The sequence below is a fragment of the Paenibacillus amylolyticus genome, assembly GCF_036894225.1.
GTDB classification, from domain to species: Bacteria; Bacillota; Bacilli; order Paenibacillales; family Paenibacillaceae; genus Paenibacillus; species Paenibacillus amylolyticus.
Genome location: NZ_CP145892.1, coordinates 1,929,957 through 1,943,852 on the forward strand (window position 1 = coordinate 1,929,957; position 13,896 = coordinate 1,943,852).

General features: G+C 45.4%; 12 protein-coding genes. 5 read left to right on the forward strand and 7 right to left on the reverse strand.

Going from position 1 to position 13,896, the window contains the following annotated elements:
• Nucleotides 1–53: 53 nt before the first annotated feature.
• The 4 genes from V6668_RS08830 to V6668_RS08845 all read right to left on the reverse strand — a co-directional run bounded on the left by V6668_RS08830 (nt 54) and on the right by V6668_RS08845 (nt 3,781).
• Nucleotides 54–1,034, reverse strand: a complete 981-nt coding sequence (locus V6668_RS08830; protein WP_338708199.1) for an alpha/beta hydrolase — start codon at nt 1,032–1,034, stop codon at nt 54–56.
• A 41-nt stretch (nt 1,035–1,075) separates the two neighbouring features.
• The gene (locus V6668_RS08835) at nt 1,076–2,053 is read right to left on the reverse strand and encodes a type I phosphomannose isomerase catalytic subunit (RefSeq protein WP_338708200.1); all 978 of its coding nucleotides are present in this window, start codon (nt 2,051–2,053) and stop codon (nt 1,076–1,078) included.
• A gap of 189 nt (nt 2,054–2,242) precedes the next feature.
• Nucleotides 2,243–2,827 carry a class I SAM-dependent methyltransferase gene (locus V6668_RS08840; RefSeq protein WP_036610195.1) on the reverse strand — a complete coding sequence of 195 codons (585 nt, stop codon included), beginning with the start codon at nt 2,825–2,827 and terminating at the stop codon, nt 2,243–2,245.
• Nucleotides 2,828–3,781, reverse strand: coding sequence for a TIGR01212 family radical SAM protein (locus V6668_RS08845; protein ID WP_036610193.1), 954 nt, complete (start codon nt 3,779–3,781; stop codon nt 2,828–2,830).
• A gap of 439 nt (nt 3,782–4,220) precedes the next feature.
• Between V6668_RS08845 and V6668_RS08850 the strand changes: the two genes are divergently transcribed.
• Nucleotides 4,221–4,421, forward strand: coding sequence for a hypothetical protein (locus V6668_RS08850; RefSeq protein WP_036610190.1), 201 nt, complete (start codon nt 4,221–4,223; stop codon nt 4,419–4,421).
• Nucleotides 4,422–4,573: 152 nt separating this feature from the next.
• Nucleotides 4,574–5,329: a tRNA (guanosine(46)-N7)-methyltransferase TrmB gene (gene trmB, locus V6668_RS08855; protein WP_076252463.1), complete on the forward strand. Its 756-nt coding sequence runs from the start codon at nt 4,574–4,576 to the stop codon at nt 5,327–5,329.
• Between the two features lie 129 nt (nt 5,330–5,458).
• Here trmB and V6668_RS08860 read toward each other — a convergent pair whose 3' ends face one another.
• Nucleotides 5,459–7,711 carry an AraC family transcriptional regulator gene (locus V6668_RS08860; protein ID WP_338708201.1) on the reverse strand — a complete coding sequence of 751 codons (2,253 nt, stop codon included), beginning with the start codon at nt 7,709–7,711 and terminating at the stop codon, nt 5,459–5,461.
• 408 nt (nt 7,712–8,119) lie between these two features.
• Between V6668_RS08860 and V6668_RS08865 the strand changes: the two genes are divergently transcribed.
• The 3 genes from V6668_RS08865 (at nt 8,120) to V6668_RS08875 (ending at nt 11,639) form a co-directional block, all read left to right on the forward strand.
• A complete protein-coding gene (locus V6668_RS08865) occupies nt 8,120–9,025 on the forward strand; it encodes an ABC transporter permease (RefSeq protein ID WP_338708202.1) in 906 nt (301 codons plus the stop codon).
• A 96-nt stretch (nt 9,026–9,121) separates the two neighbouring features.
• Nucleotides 9,122–9,985 carry a carbohydrate ABC transporter permease gene (locus V6668_RS08870; RefSeq protein WP_422395271.1) on the forward strand — a complete coding sequence of 288 codons (864 nt, stop codon included), beginning with the start codon at nt 9,122–9,124 and terminating at the stop codon, nt 9,983–9,985.
• Between the two features lie 100 nt (nt 9,986–10,085).
• Nucleotides 10,086–11,639 (forward strand): ABC transporter substrate-binding protein, encoded by a 1,554-nt coding sequence (locus tag V6668_RS08875; RefSeq protein ID WP_422395248.1) that lies wholly within the window; start codon nt 10,086–10,088, stop codon nt 11,637–11,639.
• Nucleotides 11,640–11,779: 140 nt separating this feature from the next.
• Here V6668_RS08875 and V6668_RS08880 read toward each other — a convergent pair whose 3' ends face one another.
• Nucleotides 11,780–12,931: an MGDG synthase family glycosyltransferase gene (locus tag V6668_RS08880; protein WP_076327057.1), complete on the reverse strand. Its 1,152-nt coding sequence runs from the start codon at nt 12,929–12,931 to the stop codon at nt 11,780–11,782.
• A 50-nt stretch (nt 12,932–12,981) separates the two neighbouring features.
• Nucleotides 12,982–13,509, reverse strand: coding sequence for a phosphatase PAP2 family protein (locus V6668_RS08885; RefSeq protein WP_338708204.1), 528 nt, complete (start codon nt 13,507–13,509; stop codon nt 12,982–12,984).
• Nucleotides 13,510–13,896: the final 387 nt, after the last annotated feature.

Here is a 13,896-nt window from a genome sequence, read left to right on the forward strand (position 1 = left end):
TGCATCCGATTCAGGGGTTTCTTTTGGCTCTTGGTATGTTGTCTCCGACTCTATTATATAGAGTCAGCCGTCTCAGTCAGGTTCAACGGACTAGGGGGTGTATTCGAGTCAGGGGTATTCCGCTTTAGCCAGTTCACAACGTGCTGGGCCACTTCTGTTCGGTTAATCTCATGCAGCATTTCATGGCGTCCATCCGGATAAAGGCGATACTCAATATTCTCCAGGTGAAGTTTCTTATACTGCGAGACCAGATTAAGAACGCCTTTGCCATGAAGTCCGACAGGGTCCTTCTCACCTGAGAACAGGTATACGGGTTTGTGTTTGGGTATGCGCTCCATATTGTGTGGAAGATGGACTTCAAGTAGCAATTTGAAGAAGTCGCGGAAAAAGCCTGCTGTACAGACGGCTCCGCACAGGGGGTCATCAATGAATCGCTGAACCTCTTGTGAGTCCCGGGACAACCAATCAAACGGTGTCGTTGCAGGGCGGAAAGAGCGGTTAAATCCACCAAACACAATCGCATTGAGCAGCATGCTGGGGTGGGTAGCACCCTGTATGCCGCACTGCAAGAAGGCCAGCTTCTCTCCAAACCGGAGCAGACCACGTCTGCCGTTTGTCCCGGATAAAATAAAGGCATAGTACTGCTCATGACCAGCGTACATGAGATGTTGTACCAAGAATGAGCCCATGCTATGTCCCATTAGAAACAAGGGGACCCCAGGATTCTCCTTGGCGGCTACTTCGCCCAGATTGATCATATCACTCGCCATCCAGCGGAAGGCATCGATACCAGCATTACCAAGCAACTTGGCATTCTCCACAGTTTTGCCATGACCCCGATGGTCATTGGCATAAACCGCATAGCCATTTTGGGTAAGGATGTCGGCAAATTCTGCGTATCGGGCTGCCGTCTCGCCCATGCCATGTGCAATTTGCACGACACCTTTAACGTTACATTCCGGATCGGGAAGCCAGCGGTACACATGAATACGGGTACCTTCACTAGCGACCAAGGCAAAGGTAGATTCCTGCATCTCGTGTAATTCCTCCTTCACAGGTCACATATAAGCTTAATTTAGGGTAGATAAGAGCGAAGAACAGTGGTATTCCCGTTCAATGTATAAGAACCCAGATTGGCTGGCAAGAGATAACATTGTCCAGCTTTCAATTCAATGCTGTCTGATTCAGCATGTGCCCACTCCAAAGTTCCTTCTCCTTCACAGACAACGAGAATCGTGAAGCTGTCAGGATTAGTGGAGAGTTCCCACCGTTCAGTCACGATCCCTTTTTCCACCACAAAATAAGGGCATTCCGCAAGCTTGAGCCATTCACCAGGAGTAGCGTTATTTGTTTTCATCGTTGAGGCACCTGCGCCCTCATAGGCGGTTACATTCAGCGAGTCTTCAACATGCAACTCACGTGGTTTGCCATCCAGCCCTGGACGATTGTAATCGTAGATCCGGTACGTCGTATCTGAGTTTTGCTGAATCTCAGCGACAACGACACCTGCACAGAGCGCATGCACTGTTCCAGCAGGGATAAAGAACGTATCACCAGCTTCTACAGGTACCTGACGAAGGGTATCCATCACCGTGCCGTTTTCCAATGCTTCTTTTAATGTTGCCCGATCAACGCCTTCATTCAAGCCATAGATGATGTGTGCGCCCGGTTTTGCGTCGAGTACATACCACATTTCTGTTTTGCCAAGCTCGCCAGGAGGAAGTGCCTCATACTCGTCAGTTGGATGAACCTGAACGGACAGGTCATCGTTGCAGTCAAGCAGCTTAATCAGAAGGGGGAAACGGCCGCCTTTTTCAGAGACACCTTTGGTTCCAAGCCATTCGGTGCCCAGTTGTTCACGAACTTCATCCAGACCCTTGCCAGCCAGTGCTCCATTTAATACCTTGGTTGTACCGTTGGGATGATCTGCAATCATCCATCCTTCTCCGATATGTCCTTCAGGGGGCGTAAGGCCGAATTGCTCCAGCGCACGACCGCCCCACACACGTTCTTTGAACTCAGGTTGGAATTGTAATGGGTATGGCGTAGACATCAGTAATCTCTCCTCTAGTATATGAAATGGTGGATCGCTTTAATCAGTCATGGGCATGTAGTCGCCATGAGCAAACAAGTGAATACGTTTGCATATGTAGATGTAGAACACAGATCGCAGTAAGAAAAAGCCGTTAATAGCTCGCCTTGCGATTGTGTCTAGTTTATTGTATTTGGTGAACAAAGGAAATTATTTTTTCTCGATTCCGATCAGAAAAGGAGAAGTTTCTCGCTGCAATTGGCGATAGATCACAACCTGTGCCTGTTCCACCGGAAGGGCAGAGGACCAGTCCAATACAGCTTCTGCTTCCTGTGCCCCTCCGTCATGACCGGGGTAGAGCACAACCGTAATAATTCCGCGAGGACGTAATAAAGCGAGTGCAGCCTCGAGTGCAGCGATCGTGCTGTCAGTCTCGGTGATGATGGAGGAATCTGCACTTTCTGAAGGCAGGTACCCCAGATTGAACATAACTGCACCAACCGTACCAAGCCATGACTCAGGAACTGCTTCTGCCATTCGATCATGGCTTAGTTGAAGCATGGAGATGGAGCCAAGCTTGGCTTCATCATTTTGTTTTCGAATCCGGGCCTGTGCCAGCGTGAGGGCTTCACTTTGAATATCGAATCCAATGACTTGACCACGCCGGCCAACTTGTTGTGCCAAAAATAGTGTGTCTGCTCCTGTACCCACCGTTGCATCTATCGCCAGATCACCTGGCTGCAGACGGGAAGCAATCCACTGATGCGCACAGCTGAGAACTGAAAGAAAGCCCATCTATGCTCGCCTCCAATACTTACCTTGCCATGAATCCCGCTCTCGCAGCTCACGATCAATGGAGTTTAACACTTCCCATTTGTTCATGGACCACATCGGTCCAATCAACAGATCACGTGGTGCGTCGCCTGTAAGACGGTGTACGATCATTTCCGGTGGAAGCATCTCCAGTGTATCTACGATCAGCTTGATATACTCATCCTGATCCAGAAAACGTAAAAGACCAGCTTCGTATTGCTTCACCATTGGTGTTTTGCGCATCAGATGCAGCAGGTGAATCTTGATTCCCTGTACATCCATATTGGCAACTGCCCGTCCAGTGTCCAGCATCATCTCATGTGTCTCTTGAGGCAGACCATATATGATATGTGTACACACTCGTATATTCCGTTTGCGCAGTTTCTCAACCGCTTCTTCGTAACACTTCGTGTCGTGCGCGCGATTAATCAATGTGGATGTGGAATCATGGATCGTTTGAAGGCCCATCTCAACCCACAGATAGGTGCGTTCGTTCAGTTCAGCCAAATAATCAACAACGTCATCTGGCAAACAATCCGGGCGAGTGGCGATGGACAAACCAACAACACCGGGTTGCTCAAGAATTTCTTCAAAATATTCGCGCAGCTCTTCAACCGGAGCATACGTATTCGTATAGGCTTGGAAGTAGCCAATATAATGCGCTGTAGGCCACTTGAGATGCTGTTTATCTCGAATTGTATTAAATTGGGTGACCAGATCTTCACGTCTGCTGCCAGCAAAATCGCCTGATCCACGCGCACTGCAGAAGGTGCAACCACCTTTGGCAATGGAACCATCGCGGTTGGGACAGGTGAATCCAGCATCCAGCATCACTTTGAAAACCTTATTGTTAAATTGATCTCGCATCTCATAATTCCAGGTATGGAATCGTTTATCTCCCCACAGGAGAGGGGACTGTAATGCAGGTGCATTCATCTTCAGGGTACTCCTTTGGTTGTCGAATTACCGTAATCATACGTGAACAAAAGAAGAAGCGCTATGCGATTTCCGTCATAGACGATGGATAGCGATTATAGGTGTCTTCATGAACTTTAGCATTTTGCATTATTCGATTTCAATCGCTCACGGGTACAAGATATGGACAGGAAAAAGCATCCTGATCCATATCTTGCTGATTGGAAGACGCTTATGGGATTTATGCAAAATGCTCACTTTATCATTGTATCAAAAAACTAAAAAAAAAGGGAATCGAAACGCAAAAATAGGCCGTAAAATCAAGGTTTTTCCCTTGCTATAGTTTACACCTTATGTTATATTCAAATCAGCGTCAGACACCATCTAATGGGTATTATTCATCATAGCATTTGAATCAACGTTGACGTCATGGACCATACTATACCGTGAGGTGATATGAATGAATTCCCAAGTTAAAAACAATGAGTTGAATCATGTGTCTGTTGAATTGACGGCAGAAGAAGCACTGGCTTTAACAGGTGTTCGTTTTAATGGAAATCCGAAAGTGAAAGCGGCTGCAAGACAAAAAGTTCGCGATGCTTTCGAAAAGACATTTGATTTTTCACACCAAGATAAGGTAGACTATGAACTACTAAAGTAGTTGGACCCCAATTCCAAATAAATCGAAGAGGGAATCTTTGAGATTTGCCCAAAGTGGCAGATCCGAAGATTCCCTTTTCATTGCTCTTTACAATTTGCCAGTTCTTCGGCAAAATAAGTCTGAGACAAGTATGGGACAAACGGAGGAATAAAATGCGTTTACGTGGCAGAAAAGGGATAAGAGAAAATCTGGAGCAGCAAGTTGATCTTGTTGTACTGGACCCGAAGCAACATAAAGGAAAATGGTCTGAACTGTTTGGCAATGACCATCCGATCTTCGTGGAATTTGGTATGGGTAAAGGTCAATTTATCAGCCAAATGAGTTATAAATATCCGGAATTTAATTTCATCGGTATTGATATGTATGATGAACTGGTGCGTCGTGCCAGTGAGAAAGCTCGTAATGCGTGGAGTCAGGCTGATGTGGAGACACCTCCGAACCTGAAGCTTGCGCTGGCGAATATTGAACAGATCGAAGAAGTTTTTGAACCGGAAGAACTGGAACGCATTTATTTGAACTTCAGTGATCCTTGGCCAAAAGCAAAGCATGCACGTCGTCGTTTGACGCACCCGCGCTTCCTGAAGAAATACACGGAATTGCTTAATCCCAAAGGTCAGATTCATTTCAAAACCGATTCGGAGACGCTGTTTGATTTCTCACTCAACGCCATTGCCGACTTCGGCCTGCAAATGACCAATATTTCTTTGAATCTGCATCGTGATGGTTTGAATGAAGAACATGTGATGACGGAGTACGAGCAGAAATTCATGGGTAAAGGTATGAACATTCACCGGGTTGAAGTGATTGTGGGTGAAGAGGCCCTGCGTGAGTATCAGCAGACACGTCTGGACAAGTATAAAGTTCGTGAAGCTTCTGATGAGTCTGGTGAAGATCAGGAACAGGAATAAATCGAAATCTAATTTAAACTCAATTAAGTAGAGCGACACATGAGGTGAATGATTCATTCTCATAAGTCGCTCTTTTTTTGCATTAACAATCGATGTGCATTACTCCATAAACTCAAGTCTGGGATGATTTCAGAAGTTTTCTGAATGAAATTCTTTGCGGCGATAATCGTTTGGTGTAACCCCGTTGAACTTTTTGAACATGCGATAGAAGTATGAACTGTTGGTGAATCCGGTTCTCTCGGCAATGTCGGCAACGGAGTTCTCCGTCTCCACCAGCAGATGCTGGGCCTTGGCTATGCGGGTTTCGTTAATCACGTCCGTGAGCCCTTTCAGGGTGAGTTGTTTGTAGAGCCTGCTTACATAGATGGGCGACATGCCCAACTCATCTGCGATAGAAGTTAGACATAGATTGGGGTCCGCATAGTCCCGCTCAATAATGCCATTGATTTTACGAATCAGTTCTTCATGTTTCAGCGTACGTTTCTCCTCCACTTTGGAACCAAGCTCATCAAACATCCGATAGAAGTGTTCATGTACTTCACTGATGTCTTCCGCGTCTTTGACAGGCAGCATTAGACCATCCGAGACTGAATCAAGCGTGAGTTGATTATTCTTCTTGAGGGTATTTCGTACATGGTTCAGTGTCATCGTCAGATGGGATAAAGCTAGCTGGAAGACGGTAAATGGATATGCTGCTGTCTCGCCGACGATATCTGCATAGACTTGTTTTGCTTCTCGCGTCTTACCTGTCATTAGATGATCGACAAGTTGTCTTTCCTTACCTGCTGGAAATGCGTACTCCTTGGCGTGATAAGCCATGATGTCAGAGGTATAGATCAGACAGCCCGCTCCCATGAACAAACGATGAAGGGAGGCTTCGGCTGATCTGGTGTAGGATGCAATACTGTCTTCCAATGAATCTTCTTCCGTGCCGATCGTACAGGAGATGGAGCATTTCAAATGGGTCATTACAGCAGCCTGCATCATACGTAGCAATTCTTCGATCCGGTTAGGAGCAGGTTGCTCAAGTTCATGGTTTTCCGCTTTTTCATTGAAGATGAGTGTGATCAGATCACCGCCCATGTCGACAGCTTCCGCATTGTAGTGGAGATCGGCTGTCTCGGTGCATATGTTCATCATGGCGTATTTTACAAGCTGGGTCTCATCACGGTACGTTTCGCAGAATTCGGTAAAATGGTCAATACGCAGCAATACCAGTCTGGATGCACGGTGAACATCAATGGAGGAACCATAGAACTTCATCCGTTCTTCCAGCATACCTCCAGTTACTGTTTCGCGGCCTTGCAGGGCTCCTCGTAGAAAATCCTGCCGTAACAAATGAAGACTGCCACGTCGCTCTGCTTCCATCACACGTAAACGAACAAGCACCTTATCAATAGGGTGATATAGTTTTCGGGACACAAGGTAAGAGAGCAGCAAGCCTGCAATGAGAAGTCCAACACAAAACAGAACGGTATGTGTGCGCATACTCCGTATATCTGAGGTAATCAGATCATAAGGTGTTATTCTCACATAACGCCAACCCAGATCATCGGGAGCGGTATAGGTAATGAGAGATTTTTCTCCATCGACCTTCTCGGTAAAGTAAGTTGATTGCCCCGTATCCTGCATAATTGGCTTCATAAAAGCTTCGCTGGAGAGATTTTTCATCAATGCACGGTCGCCAAAGTCAGATAAAAGGTCTCCATTCTCATTCACGATAAAGGTTTTGCCTGGTTGATCCACAGCATTCATATTCGGACTGAGCCAATCATCCTTGATATTAACGATAACAGCATAGTTTAGCTTCGCATTATCATTAATCGTGTCATAACAGAGATAGGTGTAGCTGTTAACCTCTGTTGCTTCGGTAGAGCCGACCTGATATGTCCGCGGGATGGGCACAAAAGGTTTATAGTCATGGAAGCGTTGGAGGATGCTTGTAATCCCCTGATCGTCGATCTCCGAGACGGACTGCTGCCCATTGCGCACGTCGGAACTGATAAAGAATTCATTGCTTTTGGAGTTATATACATAGATGGATTCGATAAAGGGAAGGGACATACGGTAGTTGTCTAGCTGCTCCATCGCCGATGTGATCTCATAGATATTCGGTTTGGAATAGAGCAGTAATGAAGAGATGGTGTAGTCCTGATAAATCTGATATGACAATGATTTTGCAGTCTCGGTCATTTTGGCCACTTCACGGCTGGTTTGAGTAAGACTGTTCATATCTGTACGATACACCTGACGAAGAGCAATCCGATTATAGTTGACGTACAAAATAGAAGAAGCCACAAGTAAGGTAGCGACGGTACTGATAATAATGCCGATCAGAATCCGTGTGAAGACCTTCTGACTGTCCTCTGAACGTTTACGCATTCTGTTTCCCCCTCAGACCTCCTATTTTGGGTGAACCACATAGAATTTCATATACATACGTGAGGCTTCATAGTTGGATGAGCAGAAGAGCAAGAGTAACTTGAATTATATATTATGTATGCGTTTACATCAATGATAGACAGGCTGTTTGGCCTGTTTTCTCTACATAAAGTTCAACTTTCGCTGAATTGTTCACTAGGTGTAGCCTATGCACGATATCAACATTTGTGAACGGATGTGTGTGGATGTCTGTTCATTTCATGGTTCGTTCATTTTGTTCATAGTTCATTTCGCAGAATCGTTCATTTTCTGAAGGGAAGCTTCAGTATCCGTGAGTGAAGAGAGCATCTACAATAAAAAGAGAGCTCCACCACGCAGCACCGCAAGAAATTCGGGAGGGATCGAGCCATGCTCAAAGAATTGAACAAAAACAAAATCATGTTTCTGATGCTGTTGCCCACGCTGATCTTTTTTCTGATTAACTCGTATTTTCCGATGGTCGGCATCTATTATGCGTTCACCCGGTATGATTTTGAAGGCGGATTATTTGGTAGTCCATTTGTCGGTCTGGAGAACTTTAAGTTCCTATGGCAATCCGGAATGTTGCTGAAGCTCACAACCAATACCGTGGGTTACAATATCGCCTTCATTATATTAGGAAACGGTCTGGCGATCTTCTGTGCGATCATGCTTAGCGAGATCCGGGGCAGGTTATTCAAAAAAATCACGCAATCCGTCATGTTTTTGCCGTATTTCATCTCATTTGTACTATTAAGTGTAATCGCTTACAACATGTTTAACTACGAGTCGGGTTTTGTGAACACGGTGCTCAAACGTTTTGAGGCCGGCCCGGTCGACATTTATAATACACCCTGGATCTGGGTGTTCCTGATCATCATCTTTTATCTATGGAAAAATCTTGGATACAGCATGGTCATCTATCTGGCCGCTATAACGGGTATCAGTGACGAGTATTATGAAGCTGCCCGAATCGACGGGGCGAATATATTTCAGCGGATCTGGTACATTACGGTACCAATGCTGAAGCCAACCTTTGTCATCCTGTTGTTGTTCTCACTCGGCAGCATTATGAAGGGGCAGTTTGACCTGTTCTATCAACTGATCGGTAATAATGGGGTGCTGTACAATGCTACAGATATTATTGATACGTATGTGTACCGTTCACTGAAAGTAACGTTTGATATCGGGATGGCAACGGCTGCTGGTCTGTATCAGTCCTTGTTTGGATTCATTTTGATCATGACCGTCAACTATATTATCCGCAAAGTAAATGAGGACTACGCCTTGTTCTAGAACGCCCGCAGGGCAGGAGGGAGAACGATCATGAACACGCCAATGAATACTCACACTCGTACGAATACTCGTCTCAGAGATTCGGAATTTACTTTCATGTTTCAACTGATTTCCTACAGCTTCATCATCATTTTATCAATCATGTGCTTGCTACCGTTTCTGCTGATTCTATCCGGTTCATTCAGCAGCAACGAGTCCATTGTGAGGGATGGTTATCACCTCTTTCCAACGGACTTTTCCCTGGAAGGTTACAAAATGGTTTTTACATTCCCTACAAAGGTACTCAAGGCTTATGGGGTAACGGTCTTTACAACGGTGGTGGGGACTACGCTTGGACTGTTTCTCATTACAATGGCAGGCTTCGTGTTGCAACGTAAAGACTTCAAATATCGGAATACCTTCTCGTTTTTTATCTACTTTACAACGTTGTTTGGTGGGGGGCTCGTGCCTTGGTACATTATGCTGGCGAACTACTTCAACCTTATGGATACGTACACTGTGCTGATTTTCCCGGGGTTGATGACGCCATTCCTCATTATCCTGATGAAAAACTTCATTCGCTCGGCAGTGCCGGATGAATTGATTGAGTCAGCCAAAATTGATGGAGCAAATGACTTCCGCATCTATTTCAGCATTGTGTTGAAACTGGCGATGCCTGGTATCGCCACCGTAGGTCTGTTTTTGGCACTGGGTTACTGGAATGACTGGTTTACCTCATCCCTCTTCATTAACAACCCGGATATGTACCAACTGCAATTTTATCTCTACAACACGATGAACACGATTACATTCATTGACCAGATGGCGATTGGCACAGGAATCACACTCAGTCAGGATGTGCCTACCGAATCAACCAAGATGGCAATGGCCATCGTTGTAACGGGACCGATTTTGTTCCTGTATCCGTTTGTACAACGTTATTTTGTTAAAGGACTCACCATTGGTGCAGTGAAAGGTTAGAACGTGAACGCGCTGTGGGCGTCAGGCCATTGACATCATTTCAGGTCTGAAGCATGGCGAGTCTGCGCTAACATATAAAGGTTCACCACAAAAAGGGAGGATGCGTATGCGTAACAAAACAATTCGGCACCTGTCTCTGGTACTTGCCCTGATGTTGTTCGCCGGGGTACTTGCCGCATGTAATAACGGTTCGGGGGGATCGACGCAAGGAAGCGAGCAGGGAGGAACATCCGGGAACAAAGGAGAGAAAGTCACGCTCCAATTTTACATGCTTGGGGATGCTCCGAAAGATCTACCTGTTATTGAATCCGAAATCAATAAGCTGGCGGAGGCTGATCTGAACGTCAATGTGAAATTCAACTACACCTCATGGACCGACTGGGATCAAAAATATAAATTGTTGCTGTCTTCCGGGCAGCCGATCGATCTGATCTTCACAGCGGATTGGACATTCTACCAGTCCTATGCCAAGAAGGGTGCGTTCCTGCCACTGGATGAAATGCTGCCTACAGCAGCGCCAGCGCTGAAAGCTCATGTACCTGATGACATGTGGAATGCTGTCAAAATCAATGACAAAATCTATACTGTTCCATCAACTTGGATTGAGTATGTAACCGAGGGGATTGCGTACCGTGAGGACTTGCGCGAGAAGTACAATCTTCCGAAACCGGAATCCTTGGAGACGCTCGAAGCATATCTGGAGGGCATCAAAGCCAACGAACCCAATATGATTCCGATTGCCGATAGCAATGCCAACCATACCCATGGTATTCGTCAATTGACATCCAAGCTGGTTAATACAGCAGGTCAACTTCCATATGGACTAGATATTATGTATGAAACACCAACAACCGTGACGTCCTACTGGGGATCGGCGCAACACCTGGAAGACCTGAAAACATACAAACGCTGGATGGATAAAGGCTTTTTCCCGAAAAACGTACTGAATGTAAAGGATACTTCCAACTCATTGCTGCAAAATGGAAAAGCGGCTGTTGTTCTGTCCGGGGAGAACCCTAACAAATTTAATGCAGATGTCATCAAGGTGCAGTCTACTCATCCAGATTGGAAACTGGCTTATTTCCCGTACCCGAATGCGAAAGGGTTTGCACAACCGGTTCACCCGATCCACAATGGTTTTGCGATTCCGCGTAGCAGTAAAAACCCGGAAAAAGCATTGGCATTTTATGAGAAACTGGTGACAGACAAACGATATAATTGGTTGACTGAATACGGCGTTGAAGGCAAAAACTTCGAGGTAGATAATGGATACTACAAAATGGTCGGAGATGCACAAACCAACGGCTTCCCACGTGAGGGTATGAATGGTTGGGCATGGCGTAATCCGGAATTCATGCTCTATGATAAAACCTTTGATGACGTGCTGACCATGTTTGAAGATCTCGACAAAATCAAAAAGCCGGATATTTATACCGGATTTGCTGAAGACTGGACACCGTACCAAGCCGAGAAGGCTGCATTGGAACAAGTGGAAAAACAATATCTGTATCCGCTTAATGTAGGTTTGGTGGCAGACGTAGAGGCTGGATTGAACACATTTATGGAGAAGGCTAAACAAGCAGGATTGGAAAAAATTCAGGCAGAATACACCAAGCAGTGGCAGGAGTATTTGAAGTCTAAAGGCATACAATAGTTTGTACTTTCCTTCATAAAGAAAAGGTGCCTTCTGATTCGAAGGCACCTTTTCAATGTGGTTGCAGGCTTGTTTGAAGCCGTTGGTTAGAGGCATGATTGGACGAAGAATACGGGAAGCGACATCCTATTGGGATAAATTCATAAACGGGCCTCTTCTGCGGATGAAGGACGAACGTCCTCCAGCAGATCGATAATACTTTGAGCGCTCTGCATTGGATGAACCTTGGCGATTTCCGCCAGATGACGTTTGCGTTTACGTACAACATCCGGGTAGTGATGCAACAGCTTGTTCATCCATTTAACCACTACGTCGGGCGAAGTTATGGGTTCTCCCAACCCTCTTGCCGTAAAATAATGGACGTTTTCTTCTTCCTGACCAGGTATAGGATTGTGGAACAACATGGGAATTCCTTTGGCCAAGCCTTCACTACATGTCATTCCCCCAGGTTTGGTAATCAGAAGGTCGGATACTTCCATTAATTTGTCCACTTCGTTGGTGTATCCCATAATGTGAATGTTTTCTTTGCGATACATGGGGTTCTGTTCCATGCTGATCCGTGTTTTATCGTTGCGACCGAGACAAAAAATGATTTGAATATCTTCATGCCAGCGTGTCAGCAGCGGATGGACCAGCTTGTCGCTGAGCATTCCCCAACCGCCGCCCATCACCAGTACAGTAGGCATGTTCTTGAGGTTAAATCTGCTTCGGATCTCTTCTCGCCCGGGATGCTCCCAGAAATTTGGATGCACCGGAATGCCCGTGACTCGAATGTTTTCTGCAGGTACGCCTCGTAGCATTAGTTTGGACTTAACCTCATCTGAAGAAACCAGATAAAGGTCTACTTCACGGTTAATCCACGTCCCATGTGCATCATAGTCGGTGATGACTGTGCATAGGGGAACCTGTACACCCAGACGTTTCAGTCTGGATATGACAGCACTTGGAATCGGATGTGTACAGACGATCGCATCGGGACGTAACTGGCGCACAACGCTACGTGTGTGTGTATAGAACAGTTTATGCAACGCCAGTGTTGTCAGCCTGTTCAATGATTTTTTATATTGGTGTCTGTATACGTATCCGAAAAGTTTGGGTTGGTTGGTAACCGTTTTTTTGTATGCTGTTATAATCAGAGGTGCAACCTTTGGATTTAAGAAACTTCCCAGTTCAAGCACTTTTGTCTGCACGTCTGGCGAGAGCTTTCGCAAATTGCTGGACAGTGCATAGGCGGCTTGAGTATGACCCGTACCAAAGCCTTCAGATAATAGTAATACTCTTTTTTTCTCCACGCTTGCTTCACCTGTTCCTGCTAGGTTTTTCTGAGTCTAACATATCGGCTTTAAGACCAGAATGCAACTGTTGCAAGTGCGACTAAAGTACCTATTGTGGCACCCGCCAGAACATCGGAAGGATAGTGTAACCCCAGATAAATTCGAGAGAATCCGACAATAAGGGCCACAGGCAACAATATTAGCAATAAGATCGGATCAGTGGTCATAAAGGGAACTGTGACCGAAAAAATGGCAGTTGTGTGCCCTGAAGGAAACGAGTGATCCGTCAGGGGATTACGGAACGTAATTGTATCCGGTAAGGCCAGATAAGGTCGAATGCGGGGATACAATTTTTTCGCGATAGCTACAGGGATGTGGCTGACCGCAAGGGCGATACATGACTGAAGTCCTGTTGTGCTCCATGGAGCTGGAGCAAGCAGCCAGATTAACAACGATATTGCAATAGATGAAGTTGCTCCACCCAGATGGGTGAAATAATACAGCCAAAAATTCATAAAACGATTATGAAGTCGGCCGTTGATCCACATAAAAACATTTCGATCATAATCTTGAAACTTTAAGAATAAACGGCTCATATTGGCCTCCTGCCAGTCAGGCCGCCCGTAATGGCGGCATTATTTCCGGTGATTTTCTGCATCCGGTTTCGTCCTGATTAGTATATAACCGTTTTTCATGAACTTGAGGTTATTTCAGGTATATGTTTATCATATTTTTAAATGTTGTCCTTTTCAAGGAGAACCCATGTAAAGAACGTGAAATTCATGTTAAAGAGTGGATATATACCCATCTTAACTTTTTGACTTGGGTCAGCCAAAAAAGATACAATGATTCAACATGGCTGAAATGAGGTAAAAAAATGTGAGTTCTGTTTCAAACTTTTTGAGGTCTGTTTGCGTTATTTGTTATAGAGCCTCTGACGAAGAATAACATACTGATGAAAAAAGCAGGGACTTTAGAAATAA